Annotated in this window: 15 protein-coding genes and 2 pseudogenes; 5 read left to right on the top strand and 12 right to left on the bottom strand. The window is 64.4% G+C overall.

Annotated elements, in window-relative coordinates; genetic code table 11:
- Positions 1-197: 197 nt before the first annotated feature.
- Positions 198-878, bottom strand: a complete 681-nt coding sequence (locus MKL11_RS00835) for a TetR/AcrR family transcriptional regulator (protein ID WP_243939393.1) — start codon at positions 876-878, stop codon at positions 198-200.
- Positions 879-1,085: 207 nt separating this feature from the next.
- Here MKL11_RS00835 and MKL11_RS00830 point away from each other — a divergent pair, with 207 nt between their 5' ends.
- Both MKL11_RS00830 and MKL11_RS00825 read left to right on the top strand, forming a co-directional pair.
- Entirely contained in the window at positions 1,086-2,171 is a 1,086-nt protein-coding gene (locus MKL11_RS00830) for an HlyD family secretion protein (RefSeq protein ID WP_243939390.1), read from the top strand.
- On the top strand, positions 2,168-3,745 hold the full coding sequence (locus tag MKL11_RS00825) for an MDR family MFS transporter (protein WP_243939389.1): 1,578 nt from the start codon (positions 2,168-2,170) through the stop codon (positions 3,743-3,745). Before MKL11_RS00830 ends, MKL11_RS00825 begins: the two co-directional genes overlap by 4 nt.
- 503 nt (positions 3,746-4,248) lie before the next feature.
- Here the strand turns inward: MKL11_RS00825 and MKL11_RS00820 are convergent.
- The 5 genes and pseudogenes from MKL11_RS00820 to MKL11_RS00800 all read right to left on the bottom strand — a co-directional run.
- Complete coding sequence (locus tag MKL11_RS00820) at positions 4,249-5,457, bottom strand: AMP-binding protein (RefSeq protein WP_243939388.1); 1,209 nt, start codon at positions 5,455-5,457, stop codon at positions 4,249-4,251.
- Positions 5,458-5,474: 17 nt separating this feature from the next.
- Positions 5,475-6,758, bottom strand: coding sequence for a sensor domain-containing diguanylate cyclase (locus MKL11_RS00815; RefSeq protein ID WP_243939387.1), 1,284 nt, complete (start codon positions 6,756-6,758; stop codon positions 5,475-5,477).
- Positions 6,759-6,769: 11 nt separating this feature from the next.
- Positions 6,770-7,126, bottom strand: a complete 357-nt coding sequence (locus MKL11_RS00810; protein WP_243939386.1) for a hypothetical protein — start codon at positions 7,124-7,126, stop codon at positions 6,770-6,772.
- Between the two features lie 31 nt (positions 7,127-7,157).
- Positions 7,158-7,970, bottom strand: a complete 813-nt coding sequence (locus tag MKL11_RS00805; RefSeq protein WP_243939385.1) for an EAL domain-containing protein — start codon at positions 7,968-7,970, stop codon at positions 7,158-7,160.
- 110 nt (positions 7,971-8,080) lie between these two features.
- A pseudogene (locus tag MKL11_RS00800) lies at positions 8,081-8,468 on the bottom strand (transposase); the annotation flags it as partial.
- 275 nt (positions 8,469-8,743) lie between these two features.
- Here MKL11_RS00800 and MKL11_RS00795 point away from each other — a divergent pair.
- Positions 8,744-11,206: an EAL domain-containing protein gene (locus MKL11_RS00795; protein WP_243939384.1), complete on the top strand. Its 2,463-nt coding sequence runs from the start codon at positions 8,744-8,746 to the stop codon at positions 11,204-11,206.
- A gap of 98 nt (positions 11,207-11,304) precedes the next feature.
- Here MKL11_RS00795 and MKL11_RS00790 read toward each other — a convergent pair.
- The 3 genes and pseudogenes from MKL11_RS00790 to MKL11_RS00780 form a co-directional block, all read right to left on the bottom strand.
- Positions 11,305-11,499, bottom strand: a pseudogene (locus MKL11_RS00790) (DDE-type integrase/transposase/recombinase); the annotation flags it as partial.
- Positions 11,500-11,524: 25 nt separating this feature from the next.
- Entirely contained in the window at positions 11,525-12,022 is a 498-nt protein-coding gene (locus MKL11_RS00785; RefSeq protein WP_279600164.1) for a PAS domain-containing protein, read from the bottom strand.
- 210 nt (positions 12,023-12,232) lie between these two features.
- Positions 12,233-12,433 (bottom strand): hypothetical protein, encoded by a 201-nt coding sequence (locus tag MKL11_RS00780; RefSeq protein WP_243939381.1) that lies wholly within the window; start codon positions 12,431-12,433, stop codon positions 12,233-12,235.
- A gap of 159 nt (positions 12,434-12,592) precedes the next feature.
- On the opposite strand from MKL11_RS00780, the gene MKL11_RS00775 reads away from it, so the two are divergent.
- Positions 12,593-12,829: a hypothetical protein gene (locus MKL11_RS00775; RefSeq protein WP_243939379.1), complete on the top strand. Its 237-nt coding sequence runs from the start codon at positions 12,593-12,595 to the stop codon at positions 12,827-12,829.
- Positions 12,830-13,061: 232 nt separating this feature from the next.
- Entirely contained in the window at positions 13,062-13,793 is a 732-nt protein-coding gene (locus MKL11_RS00770; protein WP_243939377.1) for a Crp/Fnr family transcriptional regulator, read from the top strand.
- 17 nt (positions 13,794-13,810) lie between these two features.
- On the opposite strand, the gene MKL11_RS00765 is transcribed toward MKL11_RS00770, so the two are convergent.
- The 3 genes from MKL11_RS00765 to MKL11_RS33490 all read right to left on the bottom strand — a co-directional run bounded on the left by MKL11_RS00765 (position 13,811) and on the right by MKL11_RS33490 (position 15,135).
- The gene (locus MKL11_RS00765) at positions 13,811-14,071 is read right to left on the bottom strand and encodes a hypothetical protein (RefSeq protein WP_243939375.1); all 261 of its coding nucleotides are present in this window, start codon (positions 14,069-14,071) and stop codon (positions 13,811-13,813) included.
- Between the two features lie 595 nt (positions 14,072-14,666).
- Positions 14,667-14,891: a hypothetical protein gene (locus MKL11_RS00760; protein WP_243939373.1), complete on the bottom strand. Its 225-nt coding sequence runs from the start codon at positions 14,889-14,891 to the stop codon at positions 14,667-14,669.
- 82 nt (positions 14,892-14,973) lie between these two features.
- Positions 14,974-15,135: a hypothetical protein gene (locus tag MKL11_RS33490; protein WP_409565790.1), complete on the bottom strand. Its 162-nt coding sequence runs from the start codon at positions 15,133-15,135 to the stop codon at positions 14,974-14,976.
- Positions 15,136-15,410 lie beyond the last annotated feature (275 nt).

The raw sequence follows: 15,410 nt of genomic DNA, 5'->3' as shown, positions 1-15,410 counted from the left end.
GGGTCATCGAAGCCGAAGCCTATGACTGGGTCGGGTGGATAGCCGCCTGTCTGTTTTGGCTCGGCAATGGATAGAAGCGGCCGTTGTCGTCGTGCCCGGTCCCGACTTTGTGCAAAAGCCGGGAATGGCCGGTTGCGGGCGGTTCGATGGGGCAGCACGGCGATCCACCGCCTAAAACAAGATAACGGTCTCGCTCTTCAAGCAGGACTGGGACGGACGCCGGCGAGGAAGAGGGCGACGGCCGCGCGACGGCGCTTCTCTTGGACCTCCACATCCACCTCGATGCCGTACAGCGCCTGCTTCGAACTGCGTCCCATGACGAGGTTCAGGAACAGGTCGGCAGCGATCTCCGGGTCGTCGATCGTAATTTGTCCCTGCTCGGCCATAGCTCCGAGGAGGCGACCGACCGTCCTGACACCGCGGAGCCAGCCCTCCTCGTAGGCGAGCCGCGCAAGATCCGGAAACTGCAGGGCCTGCGCGGCGATGCAGCGGGTCAAGGCCGTGGTCTCGGGAGCTTGGGCGCGGACTAAAAGGTTGCGGCTCAACTCGTCTAGCACCGTCGCGGCATCCTTCGGCGTCGCTCGAAGCGCCTGCATCTCGGCCGCCGCAGAGAGGGGCGCGAGCCATTCGCGGATCCGATCCTGCAGGACCGCTTCGAACAGGGCACGCTTGTCCTGATACCGCGAATAAAGAGTCGGCTTGCTGACGCCGGCGGCTTCCGCCACCGCGTCGATCGAGGTGCCGTCGAAGCCGCGCTCAATGAACAGCCGGGTGGCGACCTCCACGATGCGTGCCTCGCGCCGCGCGGCTTCCTCGCGCGTCGGTCGACCGCCTGTACCACGCTTCGCCGTCGACTCGGGCTCGGCGGTCGCTGCCATCGTCGTGCTCCTTGTCATGCCTCATGCCGTCATATATCGATACCTTACCGTATCGTATTGATGTTGGCCACCATCATGGACGCTCGACCCAGCGACCTTCCCCAGCCCGGAACCTCGACCGCTACCACAGTCGCCGCTGGCGGTCCCGCGCCGGCCTCCCCGGGGGCCCGGACCGCCGTGCCGGCGCCCAAGCGTCGAAAGGCGCGCGTGATCGTCCCGGTCCTACTCCTGGCCGCCCTGGGTGGGGGCGGGACCTACGGCTGGCACTGGTGGATCGTCGGCCGTTTCCTGGAGACCACCGAGGACGCCTACCTACAGGCCGACAAGGTGACGGTCGCACCGCGCATCGCCGGCCACGTCGCCGAAGTATTGGTCGGTGACAACCAGCCTGTGAAGGCCGGCGACGTGATCGCGCGCCTCGACGACCGCGAGTACCGGGTGATGCTCAAGCAGGCCGAGGCCGAGGTCGGGAAGAGCCGTGCCCAACTGCTGGGGACCGCCGCCGCCATCCTACAACAGCAGGCGCAGGTCGCCTCGGCCCAGGCGGAGGTCGAGAACACCGATGCGGCGCTCGACTTCGCCGGCAAGGAATATACCCGCTACCAGAACCTGCTGCAGACCGGCTCGGGCACGGCACAGCGCCAGCAACAAGCGGACTCCGACCTGCGCCAGAAGCGGGCGGCGCACGACAAGTCCGTCGCCTCCCTTGAGGCGGCCAGGAAGCAGGTCGACAGCCTGAGGGCGCTGGAGGGCAGTGCCCGCGCGAGCCTTGAGGCCGCGCAGGCGAAAGTGGAGCAGGCCCAGCTCAACCTCAGCTACACAACCATCGTCGCGCCCATCGACGGCACGGTCGGCGACCGCTCCCTGCGCGTCGGCCAGTTCGTATCGGCCGGTACCGGCCTGCTCACCGTGGTGCCGATGGGTCGCGACATCTACCTCGTTGCGAATTTCAAGGAGACCCAGACCGGGCAGATGCTGGAGGGCCAGCGCGCGACCTTCACCGTCGACGCGCTGGGCGAGCACGAGTTCGAGGGGCGGATCGAGAGTTTCTCACCCGGCACCGGCGCGCAGTTCGCCCTGCTGCCGCCCGAGAACGCCACCGGCAACTTCACCAAGGTCGTGCAGCGCGTGCCCGTGCGGGTCGCCCTGGACGAGGCCGATCCGATGCTCGGCCGCCTGCGCCCGGGTCTCTCGGTCGAAGCCACCGTTCATATCCATGACGCCGTCGAGCCGGTGAAGCTCCGCAATCATCGACCCGCCCATGCCCTTGTCAGCGAGGCTCTCCCCCGATGAGCGTCGTGCCGGCCGTGGGCACGCCCGAGGTCAAGGCGAGCGCACGCGACTGGCTCGCGGTGTTTGGCGCGATCCTCGGCGCGTTCACCGCCATCCTCGACATTCAGATCACCAACGCATCGCTCGCCGACATTCAGGGGGCGCTCGGCGCCTCGACCGAGGAAGGCAGCTGGATCTCGACCGCCTACCTGATGGCCGAGATCATCGTGATCCCGCTCACCGGCTGGCTCTCGTCGGTGATCGGCCTGCGCCGCTACCTGTCCGTGAACACGATGCTGTTCACCGCCTTCTCGCTCGCCTGCGCGCTCTCGACCTCGCTCTCGCAGATGATCCTGTTTCGCGCCGGCCAGGGCTTCACCGGCGGCGTGCTGATCCCGACCGCCATCGTCATCGTGCGCACGCGCCTGTCGAAGAGCCAGCAACCGATCGGCATCGCGCTGTTCGGGCTGACAGCCACCTTCGCGCCGGCCATCGGCCCGACGGTGGGCGGCTGGCTCACCGACAACCTGTCCTGGCACTACATCTTCTACCTGAACCTGATCTTCGGTCCGCTTGCCGCCGGGATCCAGCTCGGGGCCTTCGACAATGTCCCGGCACGCTGGGCTGAGCTCTTGAAGGGCGACTGGATCGGCATCGGCCTGATGGCCACCGGCCTGCCGGCCCTGACCTACGTGCTGGAGGAGGGTCAGCGGAAGGACTGGTTCGGGTCGCCCGTCATCGTCCAGGTCAGCCTCCTGGCCGCCGCCGGCATCACCGGCTTCATCGTGCGAGAGCTGATGGCCGAGCGCCCATTCATCAACCTGCGAGTGCTGGCAAACCGCTCGGTCGGCGGGGCCTGCGTGCTGATGACGGTGCTTGGCGCGGTCTCGTTTGGATCGATCTACATCATCCCAGTCTACTGCGCGCAGATCCAGGGCTACAACGCCCAGCAGATCGGCTACGTGGTGATGTGGTCGGGCCTGCCGCAGCTCGTCCTATTCCCGATGATGCCCCTGCTGATGCGGACCCTCGACGCGAGGCTGCTCGTCGTCGCGGGCACGCTATTCTTCATCGCGAGTTGCTGGATCAACGTCGGCTTGACCCACGACGTTGGGGCCGATCAGCTGATCCTGCCGCAGCTCCTGCGCGCCATCGGCCAGCCGCTGTTCACGATCCCGCTCTCGCAGCTCTCCACCGTCGGCCTGAGCCCACGCGACACCGCCGACGCTTCGGCCCTGTCGAACATGATGCGCAACCTCGGCGGCTCGATTGGCATCGCGATGCTGTCGACGATGATCGACCGGCGCGAGCACATGCACTTCTCGGTGCTGGCCGAGGCGATCACCGTGAACGCCACGCGCACCCAGGATCGGATTGCCGCCCTGGCTGCCGGCCTGCACGGGCACATCGCCGACCAGGCCGCCGCTAAGGGAGCCGCCCTCGGCATGCTGGCGGCCCAGGTCCGCCGCGAGGCCTACGTCATGGCCTATGCCGATGGCTTCTACCTCGTCGGCGTCAGCCTCGTGCTGAGCCTCGCCGTGGTCGCCATCCTGAAGAAGCCGCAGCGGACGGCGGGCCCCATCGAGGCCCACTGACCCCACGGCTCAAATAGATCATGCGGTCCGCTCGTCGTCGACCGCATGATGGACGGCCGGTCTCCGCATTAAACCCCCTCTTGCGTAGGCCGGCCGCAACCTTCTCTACGAGCCATTGAAGTCCGCCTCCCACGCTGAGACGAAACTGCCGGACTGACGAGGAACGGCCGCTTTGGGGAGGCGCCAATGGCGGTTCGGGCGTCTGACATGGGTCGTAGACGGAACGTCCGCTTCATGATGCAGGGCCGCGGTCGGGCCGAGATTATCAGAGGGATCGTTCGCATAACGTCGGCTTATGTAGCCTGGACGACGGTAGCAGCCCGGTCCATCGTTCCGGGGGCTGACGCTATATGTAATAGTAAAATACTACGTCTAGCCGCCGCTCCAAGCCAATCAAATCCAGACTGATAGTGTGTTGTCTCGGCGTCGTACGGACAGTTTCGCAGAATTAACCGAGGTTTTTAGGCGATCGGCGCACCTTCGATCAAGAATACTCACCGGCTTCACCAGTCGGTAGCCTTACCCGTTATGCTCTTGGGCAGACGAGGGCCAAAAGTGATCGCCATTGGTCGCTCCGCCACCGGAAGCGCGGCTTCGATCCACGCATACAGGGCCGTCCGCAACTCAGTGAGATCAACCTCCGCGTCGGGTACGACGAAGGCCTTCAGGCGTGAGCCTTCCTCCGAGCGCATCAGGCGCGCCACCGCCTCACGAACACCAGGTCGCTCGCGGAGGCGCGCCGCCACCTGATCCGGAAAGACGTTGGTGCCCCCAACCTGCACGGCGCCATCGAGACGATCGGCCAATCGAAAGCGATCCCCGCCCTGAAGCCGGATGCCGTCCGGCAACGCGACGCTTCGACCGGAGCGATCGACGATCGCCGGCGCGTCCTCGCTCACCGGCTCGACGAAGCGCCAATGCGGCATCAGCCGGTACGACGCATCCGGCCAACGGCGCACCGCCACACCGGCCGTCTCCGACGATCCGTACACCTCCGTCATCGCCGACAGACCGCCGTCGTGAAGCGCCGCGATCAGGTCCGGAGAGCATGGGGCGGTCGAGACCACACCCTCGACGTCCTCGGGCCATGCCGGCAGCGAGCGCTCCAGCCACCGCCAACGTTCAGGGAAGGTGACGACGAGATCGCCCGGAGTGAGGCTACGAGCCAACTTCCCGGGGCCGAGGCGGTGCGCGTCGAGTCGGTCGACCCCGAGCGCGTCCGGCAGGAGCGCGGTGAACAGGAGGCCGTAGGCGTGGTGGGCCGGCACGAGGGAGACGACCCGCCGTCTGTCTCGGAACAGATCCCCCAGGAATTCGGCCTCCATGAGCAGGGACGCCGCAGCATGGGGGCACCGCTTCGGCCGCCCAGTCGTCCCAGAAGTCGTGAGCGTGATCGTGTCGACCCCGGATCGCCACGCCGCCTCGACGCGATCGATCCACGCCCCGAACGTGGCGTCGGTCAGCAGGCAGTCCTCGTCGCCCACCTCGTGGAGGTTGAACATCTCGTTGACCGCCGCGGCCAACCACAGTCGCTCTAACGAATCACAGCCCAGCCCATCCCCCGTGCCGCCGTCGATCCCCATGGCCTCTGGCCATACGGATGGCAGGTGGGTCGGGAGACGTGCGTCCGGATTGCCACGGCCGCGCGCGGCGACAAGCTCCGCGGCGAGCAGGCTCTGAAGGACGGTAGCGATCCCGCGCCGCGACAGCATCGATGGACGACCAGCGCTCAGGCTGCCTGGGCCGCACCGGACGAGGCGACCCGGTCGCGGCCCGTGCGCTTGGCCTGATACAGCGCGCCATCTGCCGCAGCGAGCAGGTCGGCGAGCGAAGCGGTGGGATCTGTGTCGAGCGCGCTGCAGCCGAAACTTGCGGTGATGCGCAGCTGGATCCCACCGGCATCGATCAGCTCGCGAGCGAGCGAGGTGCGCAAGCGTTCGGCGATGGCCGCAGCCGCCAGGAGGGGGGTGCCCGGCATGAGCGCCACGAACTCCTCGCCGCCCAGGCGGGCGAAGACATCCTCTGGACGCAGCTCCGCCTCGCAGCGGCGCGCTACCTCGCGTAGCACCGCGTCGCCGGCCGCGTGCCCGTGCTCGTCGTTCACCCGCTTGAAGTGATCGACGTCGAGGACGATGAGCGCCAACGGTCCACCATCCTGCAGCGACCGCACGCGGTGACGTTCCGCCACCTCGAAGAAATGAGCGCGGTTGCTAACCCCGGTGAGGTGGTCGCGCGTCAGCATCCTCCGCAGCGCTGCCGCGTCATGCCCCTGGCGCGTCACCGCTCGCATCACCAGCGTGTAGCCCGCCATCGCCCCATCCAGATGATCGCGCACGGCGACCAGCCGCTGGCACCAGTAGCGCCCGCCATCGGCGCGGGCATGCCAGCCCTCGTGCAAGTGCCAACCGTCCCGCCGCGCCACGGCGATCGCCTCGCCCCGCGGGGGCATCGCGGAGGCGGGGTCCGGGCGGTCGAAGGACTCGAATGATCGGCCGAGCAACTCTGCCTCCATGAAGCCTGTCTGCCGCGTCACCGAGGGCGTGACCGTGTCGATGCGGCCGTCAGCATCGAGCGAGAGCGCCGCGACGTCATCGACGCCGTCGAGCAGCGAGGCGAACCACGTCTCTGCCTGCTTCAGCCGCCGCTCGCGGGCGACCTGCTCGGTCACGTCGGCGAGCGTCGCGATGTAGCGCTCCGGGGTCAGCTTCACGACGCTGCAGGCCAGGACCGTCGATCGCTCTCCGCGCCCCGTCACGATGCGATGGCCGTCACAGATCGTACCATGCGCCGGGGTGAACTCGTGGATCATATTGCGCAGCTCGGGAGCGCACCCGTCCATGATGTCGAAGAGATTGACGACGAAGGGACGGCCCGCGATCGGCATCAGGAGGCCCATCGCGGCCGGGTTGACCATGCCGATAGCGCCGGCGGCCGAGAACTCGACGAGGCCGGCTGGGCAGGCGTAGAGGAAGTGTAGTAGGGCCGCATTCTCGACTTCGAGTTCGGTCGTCATGGCGGCATCCCTCAGCGCTGGATCAGGATGAAGCGGTGGTATGCCTGCGGCGCCTTCAATAGGCGCAAGCGGACGGGCGTGGGGCGCATGCGTAGGGTGAGGACGTAGTCGATGATCGCGTCGATCTCAGCCTCGTCCTCGAAGCGCTGCGCCACCATAAAGTTGTTCATGCACTGCGCCGTCGCGGAGAAGTAGTGCGTGCCGAGCACGCTATCGCGTGGCAGACCAGCGAGCTGCGCCTCGGTCGCGTTGTAGATCTCGACGACGCCCTCGGACGAGAGGCCGACGACCCCGAACGGGAGGGCGTCGAGCCGTTCCCCGTCGAGGGCGTCGAGGGCGTCGAGGGAAATCGCTTCGAATGTGAGCATGGCGGTCCCTCGCGGGGTGATCCCGAGACGTTCAGGCGGCGTGGGTGGCTCCTGTGCCAGAGGCAGTCCGCAGCACGGGGGCCGGCGCGCCGCATGCACCCCTTGGGAGCCAGACCTCCGGCAGCTGCGCCACCGTGGGCTTGGCGAAGAGATAACCCTGAAAGAGTTCTATTCCGAGTGAACGTAGGGCCATCAGTTCGGCCTCCGTCTCGACGCCCTCGGCGATCACCGCGACGTTCAAGCGCTCGGCGATCACGACCATTCCCGCGACAATCGTCTGACGCCGCGGCGAGTTCGCGATCCCACGGATCAGCTCCATGTCCAGTTTGATGAAGTCTGGCTGGAAGCTCGCGAGGAGGTTTAGGCCAGCATACCCAGCCCCAAAGTCATCGAGGGCCGTCGCGAAACCCTGCTTACGGTACTCGGCGATGATCCGTTGGACGTGGGCGACGTCCATCATGCGCTCGTTCTCGGTGAACTCGAACATGATCTGACGGTGTGCGAAGCCGACGCGCCGGGCGGCGTCGAGTGTCGCCCGGATACACGCGGCCGGCTCGTAGACGGCGTTGGGCATGAAGTTGATGGACAAACGCGTCTCGGCGTCGGGGAACAGTGAGCTAGCGAGTTCGATCGCCTTCACGCGGCAGGCCTGGTCGAACTTGTAGCGGTTGCCCTCGTCGACCAGCGCGAGGATCTGTCCAGCGCCCTGACCCGAAACACCCCTGACCAAGGCCTCGTAGCCCCAGACGATGTTTTTGCCGAGGTCGAGGATCGGGTGGAACGCCATCGTGAACGCGAAGGGTAGGGGCTCACCGTCCCGGCAGCCTTGGCAGCCCTGTCTCATAGAGCGAACTTCTCGAAACATCACCCACGGTAGTCTATTCGACCGACTATTTCAGCAATGTAAATTTTTAACTAATACAACCCATTCTATCAATGCAACCGAGAGGCGGGCTAGGCGACAATTTTGGATTGCATCTCTAGATATCCAACTATCCAGTGGTGCGAGTCTAACGCTTGGTGCCCGCGTTTTGCGGCTTGGATGATCCGGTCCGGTTCTGCAGTTCGGACGAAGGGCTTTGGATCTACGTTGCTTGCGGCGATGAAGCGTTTGATGGTCGTCTGGACCTCGACCCGTGATCCGAACACGCTCCGTCGCAGCCGGCGTTTTGGCGAGCTTGGCGAAGAAGCCCTCGACGGCGTTGAGCCAAGAGGCGGAGGTGGGCGTGAAATCGAAGGTCCAGCGTGGGTGGCGATCGAGCCAAGCGCGGACCTTCGGGTGCTTGTGAATGACATAGTTGTCTAGGATCGCGTTGACGACCTTACCGACTGGGGCCTGCGAGCGAGATCCTAGGGGACGTCTCCGACGAGGCCGGCTGGCCATCGCAGGGTCACGCACGTTCGCAAGTCGCCGCGACCGGTACCCCCATCTCGTGGGTGTAGCTACGCCCGTAATGCGGGCGAAGCTCGACAGCAATTAGGTTGTGGTTGGCGCTCACCTGCAGCGGCTGTGCGCTTTCGTCTCAGTCTGACCAGAACAATCAAGCCGTAATTCACCGAACCGTGAATACAATACACTATTATTTCGTGATCTGATTGTACAACTCGTGTTTCTAGTTGGCGTTGCAGCCCAAGCACCGCGTAAAACCACAGGTCGAACGTATCATGCTGACCGTTCTCGGCTGCATCGCTCAGCAGCACGACCCGCTCCTCGTCGCCCTATCCGCCCTCATCTGCGCCCTCGGCTGCTATATCACCGTGACCCTCATGGCGCAGACCGAGACCGCGCGCGATCCCCGCGCGCTTCTGCCGGCGGCCGCGGTGTTCGGGTCGAGCGTCTGGGCCCTGCACTTCGTAGCCATGCTCGCCTATCTACCTGGCACCCAGATCGCCTACGCGCTAAACCTCACCGCTGCCTCGATCGGCGTAGCCGTCGTAGGCTCGCTGCTCGCTCTGCTCGTGTGGCGGCGGTGGTCCAGGGGCCCGATCGCTTTCGCGCTCGCCGGCACCCTTCTCGGGTTGGCCATCACCGGCATGCACTACCTCGGCGTCGCGGCCATGCGCGCCTCCGCCCTCGTCTTCCTCGATCCCGCCTACACTGGCGTCTCCGTCCTTCTCAGCGTCGCGTTCGCCACGCTGGCGCTGGCGCGCGCCGGCAGCGGCCTGCCCGAGCTCACCCGCCGCATCGAGGTCGCCCTCTGGCTGGCGCTGGCGATCTGCGGCCTGCACTTCACCGGCATGGCGGCGGTGACCCTCGCGCCGTCGGGTCTGCCCGAGGCGGGTGGGTATCTCCTGGGATCGACCGCTCTCGCATGGGCGGTCGGTCTCGTCAGCCTCGCCATCCTGGCAGCTGGCCTCGCCACGCTGCTGGTGCAGCAGCACTTGTCCCTGCGAGCCGTGCATGAGCTCGCCCGGATGCGCCTGCTCGGCGATCTGGCTCACGAGGTGCTTCTCATCCACCGCAGCGGTACAGTGCTGGAGGTCAACGGTGCCGGCGCCCGCCTGTTCGGAGCGCCCATCGAGAACCTGATCGGCAGCCACGTCCTCGGATTGTTCGCCGAACGCGATGCCCCCGGCCTGATCCGCCGCATGCGCTGCCGCTCCGAGGACCTGCAGCCCGAGGAGTTCCGGGCGCGCACCGAGACGGGCGCCCTCGTGCCGGTCGAGTTGTCTTGCCGCACCATCGAGTTCGGCGGAAAGCCAGCCGTGGCCGTGGCCTTGCGCGACCTCACAGACCGTAAGCGCGACGAGGCGCGCATCCGTCACCTCGCCCTGCATGACGCGCTGACCGACCTGCCCAACCGCCATCTACTGGAACAGCGCCTCGCCCAGGCCATCGACACGGCTGCCCAGGATGGGCACGGCACGGCAGTCGTCTACCTCGACCTCGATCGCTTCAAACCGGTCAACGACCTGCACGGTCACGCTGTAGGTGACGCCCTGCTCGTCGAGGTGGCCAAGCGCATGCGCGTCGAGCTGCGCCCAACCGATACTCTCGCCCGGATCGGCGGTGACGAGTTCGTCGTCGTGCTCGCTGTCACATCCGTGCCCGAGCAGGCCGGGGAGATAGTCAGCCGCCTGGTGGCGGCTCTGCGCCGCCCGTTTCGGATCGAGGGGCGGCACCTCGAGGTCAGCGCCTCGGCCGGTGTGGCGCTGTATCCCGCCGACGGCGGCAGCGTTGAGGCGCTACTGCGCGCTGCCGACACTGCGCTCTACCGCGTCAAGGATGAGGGGCGCGGGGCCGTACGCTTCTTTGAGCCGGCGATGGACGCTCAGCTCCAGGCCCGCCGGCTGCTGGAACACGAGTTGGGTCTGGCGGTCGAGCGAGATGAACTTCGATTATTCTACCAGCCGGTGGTCAACGGAAGTAGCGGCGAGGTCGAGACATTCGAGGCGCTGATCCGCTGGCAGCACCCCAAGCGCGGCTTGGTCCTGCCCGCCGAGTTTATCCCGCTTGCTGAGCAGACTGGCTTGATCAACCGGATCGGTGCCTGGGTGATCGACGCGGCCTGCGCCGCGGCGGCGGGCTGGCCAGAGCCGTGGCGCGTGGCGGTCAACGTGTCACCGAGCCAGTTCCGGCTATCCGACGTGCCGGTGGTGGTGGCTGCCGCACTGTCCCGGTATGGGCTCGATTCAGGGCGGCTGGTGATTGAGATCACGGAAAGCGTGTTCATCCAGGACGCGGACGCGGCGGTGGCGGTGCTGACGCGGCTGCACAACCTGGGAGTACGGTTGGCTCTGGACGACTTCGGCACCGGGTACTCGTCGCTGAGCTATCTGCAGCTCTTCCGGTTCGACAAAATCAAGGTGGATCGTTCGTTCGTGAGAAAACTCGGTCGCAACACTGACACGCTGACGATCGTGCGGGCGATCGTGAACCTCGCGCACAACCTCGACCTGCAGGTGACGGTGGAGGGAGTGGAGACGGGGGACCAGCTGGCGATCCTACGTGGGTTAGGCTGCGACCAGATGCAGGGCTACCTGTTCGGCCGCCCGGAGGCTGACCTGAAGATTTCGGATGCGGAACGGTTGGGGATCCGGGCGCTGTTCGCCGCGCCACCGATCCGCGCGGTCGCATGAGACGCGTGCGGTAGCGAGATCCATCCACCCTATCGAACACCCGTAGATTGGGATTGCCCCGTTTTTGTCGACGGTCAGGAGGCTTGGCTGAGCAGGGCTAGCGACGTGTATTGCGAGCCCTGGTCCGAAGGATGGATCACGTCGCGGGGCCTGCGCTGGGTAACGGCCATCTCCAGGGCGTCCAGGACGAGCTCCGACCGGAGGTGATTGGCCATTGCCCAGCCGACGATCCAGCGGCTGAACGCATCGAGCACCACAGCGAGATAAAGGAAGTCAGCGGCGGTCGGCACGTAGGGATTGCACCTCGACCGGCCTGCATTAGTTCACCGTGCGAACCTGCTGCTTCGTTCGCGCGGCCAGCGCCTGCCCAATTTTGAACAATGCTCTCCGCAGATCGGGTAGAGCTTCTTTACCGCCGTCCCCTTCGATGAGTGAGTGCGCCAGGATCAGGTGATCAGCGATTAGGTCGAGGGTGCAACTCGGCATCGTCGCCGGATGTGGCACCGGCGGGACGAACCGCTCGACGTTGCCGTAGGCGGTGATCGTGTCTGTGGCTCCCTCAGCGAGTTCGGTGATCGAGCCCAGGTAACCGATGAAGCGGTTGCCCTCTATCCCGAACGACGGCACACCACCCGTACCGACCCAGCGTAGCGCACCGTCTGTCTTGAGTAGGCGGTAGCGCATGCTGAATTCCGCGACGGTCCAGAGGGCTGCGTCCACGGTGTCGGAAACGATCCGGCGGTCGTCCGGGTGAACGCAAGCCAACCATCCCCGGCAAGGGCGTCGGCGACCTCTTGCCCGGTCAACGCCGTCCATTCATGGCTGATATGGACGCATTCCCCCGCAGGGTCAGTCACGAAGATCATCCTGCAACCTCAGTCCTCATTCGACAAGAACCAGCACGATGTGTTGGCGCCCTGCATCTCTCTGCGAGATGAGCATCAACATTGGGTTTAAATGGTACTCAGAAACTCATCGTATCCAGATTAAAGCTGACGTGAACAGTCACGTTACCGCTGCGACAGATCATTCAGACTGCAGTGCATCGTCGCGCCCAAGTTCATTTAGTTCGTTGGACAATTTGCTGCGCCGAGCGATTTCCTTTCCGATCGCGAGCAGGCGCGTTCGGCTCAGCCTTTTCATGTCTGGCGTTCCATTCTTCTCGATGACGGCGTGGGCAACTATGACCGCATCGGCGACAGCATTTAGATCGGAGTCGTGATCCATGTTTTTTCCATCCCACACAGGAAGGAATGAAGTGTAAAAGTTTTACTTAACTGGTTTTTTCGCGATTGCTGTAAGATCTTTACATTGTTACAACCGTCAGTGCAATGCTAGGGTGCATTTTGTAGCTAGATCGGCCGGAACGTGGTGTGAGGAAATAGCATGGACATGCCGACGCCCAAGGGTCTCGATGCGATGTCGGACATCCACACACAGGCCACGCTCGCCCGGGTGGCGCAGGTGCTCGGCTGCTCCCCAGAGAGCTTCTTCGAGTTCGCTCCTGTGAACGCGCCGAGGGACACCTCGCAACTAATCCAGATCTGGCTTGCGGTCAGATCCCCCAAGGGCCGTGAGGCGATTTTCGCATTCGCCAGAGAAATCTTGAGATCGGAAAAATAATGGTACGCCGGCGATTGCCAATTCGTTTTATCACACCAAAATCTTTATTCGGGAAAATTACGTAAAAATGTGACATTCTCCGTAAAGTAGTATCGACGTCGTCGTGTTTTTACGATTATACGACGTTGTTTAAACCTTACGGGCGTACCATTTACTAGATGTGGTCGGCCGATTTTTGGGCGCTGACGATTGAGGGACAGCGTGTGCTCTTGCCCTTCAAGCGAAAGCATACGTGGCAAATTTCAAGCAGGCCGACCTGCGCAACCGCCTCCTGCGGGCGCTCGCGCCGGAGGATCTCGCGGCGCTGCTGCCCGCGTTGCGTCCCGAGGTGATGGTTCTCCAGCAAGTTCTTATCTCAGCGAACACCAAGATCGAAACTGTCCATTTCGTGGAAGCGGGCATCGTCTCCGTCACCAACGATGCTCCGGGCGGACGGGTCGAGATCGGCCTGCACGGTCGCGAGGCCCTGATCGGTGCCAGCCCGATCCTGCTCGATGACGATCGGAGCCCGCACACCCACTTCGTGCAGGCGGCCGGACACATGTTGTCGGTCGATGTGGCGGCTCTGCGCGACGAGGTGGGGCGACGCCCCGCCCTGCGCCGCCTCCTGAACCGCTATATCCAGGCTCAATTCGTTCAGACGGCGCAGACGGCGTTCGCGAACGTCAAGGGCAACACGCCGACCCGGCTCGCCCGATGGCTGCTGATGTGCCACGACCGGGTCGATGGCGATGAGATCATGGTCACGCAGGAGTTCATGTCGCTGATGCTAGGCATCGAACGACCTGGCGTGACCATCGCTCTGAGAGCGTTGCAGAAAGATAACTTGGTGCGCAAGCGCCGTGGCCACGTCAAGATCATCGACCGCGACGGGCTGCTGGATCTCGCGGGCGACGGTTACGGCGTGGCGGAGTTCGAGTATGCCCGATTGATCGAGGGAAGCACCGATCCGGAGACGCGATAGACCGAGCGGTCTCAGCGTCACTTCACCGGCTCATTCGCCAGTTCGCGCAGACACTCCAGCGCCCGGCGGCGGCCATCGGCGGTCTTTATCCTGTCCCACAGCCGCAGGCACTCATTCGCTTTGTCGAAGCGGTCCGCCGCCTCGTCGTTGGTAAAGAAGCTCTCCACTGGAATGTCGAGGAGGGCGGCCATCGTGTGCAGCTTCGCCATACAGGCGGCATCTGCTAGATTGTCCATGCTTACCTCCTGAAGGACACGCATCTCGTCGGCTTCAACCATGCGCCTTCCTCGGCGAAATGTAAAAATCTTACGCTGCTGGCGTGCCTGCCAGATCAAATATCGCGAAGGATATCAAGCTCAGAAGGCGTATGGCTCTCAAGCCCCCTCAAACAACTGTTACGGGCGCAAAGTCGAACGACCACTCTGGGCGTCAAGCTAACGACTGCTTCCCACTTTTTTTGGGATATAATTCATATTGAATTACATATCGTTTATCTGATGGTTTTCCTGATATATGTAGGTAGCAGCTTTCGACCCTTCTCGGACCCTCGGAAGGTCGTCTTCGCGGTAGGTTGATTGAGGATGACCTACGTCTGGGTCGGATGGTCTTTTGCCAGTCCGCTTTTAGCCAGCAAAATGACGGAAGCGGAGGTCCAGATGGGCGCAATCGACGGCCGGTCCGTGCGAGGGGGCAATGCGCGAACCGGCCGCCTATCACCCGACCGAGACGACCGAGCGATCCCGTTTGGCGGACGCTTCGTAATCGAGGGCGATCCTGCCCCGCTGATCCGCGACAGAACTTCCGAGAAGGCCGCCGATCGATTTCACGGACAGCGCGCCAGCTGGCACGCGCGGGTGATCGGCATAGCCGTCGTCATCCCTGTAAAGCGTGGAACAGGTAATAGCCGAGCATCTGGCTACCTTGCCGGGCTGCGCGCGGCGCGAAGTCCGCAGGCACTGCATCGACGCGAACCGTCTGCGCGAATTCCCAGGTCTGGGCCCTGATGAACACTGGAATGGGATAATCGACCCGGACGGCGCAACGCAGCAACGGCTGGTTCCGACGTAGAAAGACGTTATAGACCTCGTCTGATCGCATACGCGGTCTCCCAGACACATATAAGGTAACGCCCTCGTGACGACGCTCGTAGGATGATGCGCGCGTCGTAGATCGGTCGTGGTTATCGCATGCGCGGGCGTGATTTCACGCTCGACAGCGCAGACCATTGCGATTTCGGGGCAGCCTCGCGCGGCTGCGCACGCGCCATCATGATCGGCGCATCCGGTTCCGGATCGGCTTTCGCGAGCATCATCGACGCACCGAACGAGACCAAGCCTGCCATCGACCGCAGACCCTGCGGCTGCCGAGGGTCGTTGGCGATCTCAGCCGCCTCTCGCTCCAGACGGAGGTTGCACGCTTTCACGGGTAGCGCGTCGTCCGGGGTGCAGGCGTCGTGGCGGGCACACGCAGCGTCCAGCGTGTCAAAAGGCGTTGGAATGGGACCCCGGATCGGCGTGCAATTGGGACCCCTTCGCAAGCTGGGTACGGTACGGTGCGGCTGAGCTGATCCGACGTCCAGCTTTGGCGTCGTAGGCGCTGGCCTCAGGCGCGGTTCTT

Origin of the sequence: Methylobacterium sp. J-077, assembly GCF_022829365.1 — a bacterium.
Taxonomy (GTDB): Bacteria; Pseudomonadota; Alphaproteobacteria; order Rhizobiales; family Beijerinckiaceae; genus Methylobacterium.
This window is presented reverse-complemented; position numbering and strand designations above follow the sequence as displayed.

Excerpts from the sequence above, each read along its gene's own strand:
- MKL11_RS00815 (WP_243939387.1), bottom strand. The coding sequence starts at position 6,758 with ATGACGACCGAACTCGAAGTCGAGAATGCGGCCCTACTACACTTCCTC.
- MKL11_RS00760 (WP_243939373.1), bottom strand. The coding sequence starts at position 14,891 with ATGCGATCAGACGAGGTCTATAACGTCTTTCTACGTCGGAACCAGCCG.
- MKL11_RS00785 (WP_279600164.1), bottom strand. The coding sequence starts at position 12,022 with ATGGACGGCGTTGACCGGGCAAGAGGTCGCCGACGCCCTTGCCGGGGA.
- MKL11_RS00825 (WP_243939389.1), top strand. The coding sequence starts at position 2,168 with ATGAGCGTCGTGCCGGCCGTGGGCACGCCCGAGGTCAAGGCGAGCGCA.
- MKL11_RS00835 (WP_243939393.1), bottom strand. The coding sequence starts at position 878 with ATGGCAGCGACCGCCGAGCCCGAGTCGACGGCGAAGCGTGGTACAGGC.
- MKL11_RS00780 (WP_243939381.1), bottom strand. The coding sequence starts at position 12,433 with ATGGATCACGACTCCGATCTAAATGCTGTCGCCGATGCGGTCATAGTT.
- MKL11_RS00765 (WP_243939375.1), bottom strand. The coding sequence starts at position 14,071 with ATGGTTGAAGCCGACGAGATGCGTGTCCTTCAGGAGGTAAGCATGGAC.
- MKL11_RS00775 (WP_243939379.1), top strand. The coding sequence starts at position 12,593 with ATGGACATGCCGACGCCCAAGGGTCTCGATGCGATGTCGGACATCCAC.
- MKL11_RS00820 (WP_243939388.1), bottom strand. The coding sequence starts at position 5,457 with ATGCTGTCGCGGCGCGGGATCGCTACCGTCCTTCAGAGCCTGCTCGCC.
- MKL11_RS33490 (WP_409565790.1), bottom strand. The coding sequence starts at position 15,135 with ATGGCAGGCTTGGTCTCGTTCGGTGCGTCGATGATGCTCGCGAAAGCC.
- MKL11_RS00810 (WP_243939386.1), bottom strand. The coding sequence starts at position 7,126 with ATGCTCACATTCGAAGCGATTTCCCTCGACGCCCTCGACGCCCTCGAC.
- MKL11_RS00805 (WP_243939385.1), bottom strand. The coding sequence starts at position 7,970 with ATGAGACAGGGCTGCCAAGGCTGCCGGGACGGTGAGCCCCTACCCTTC.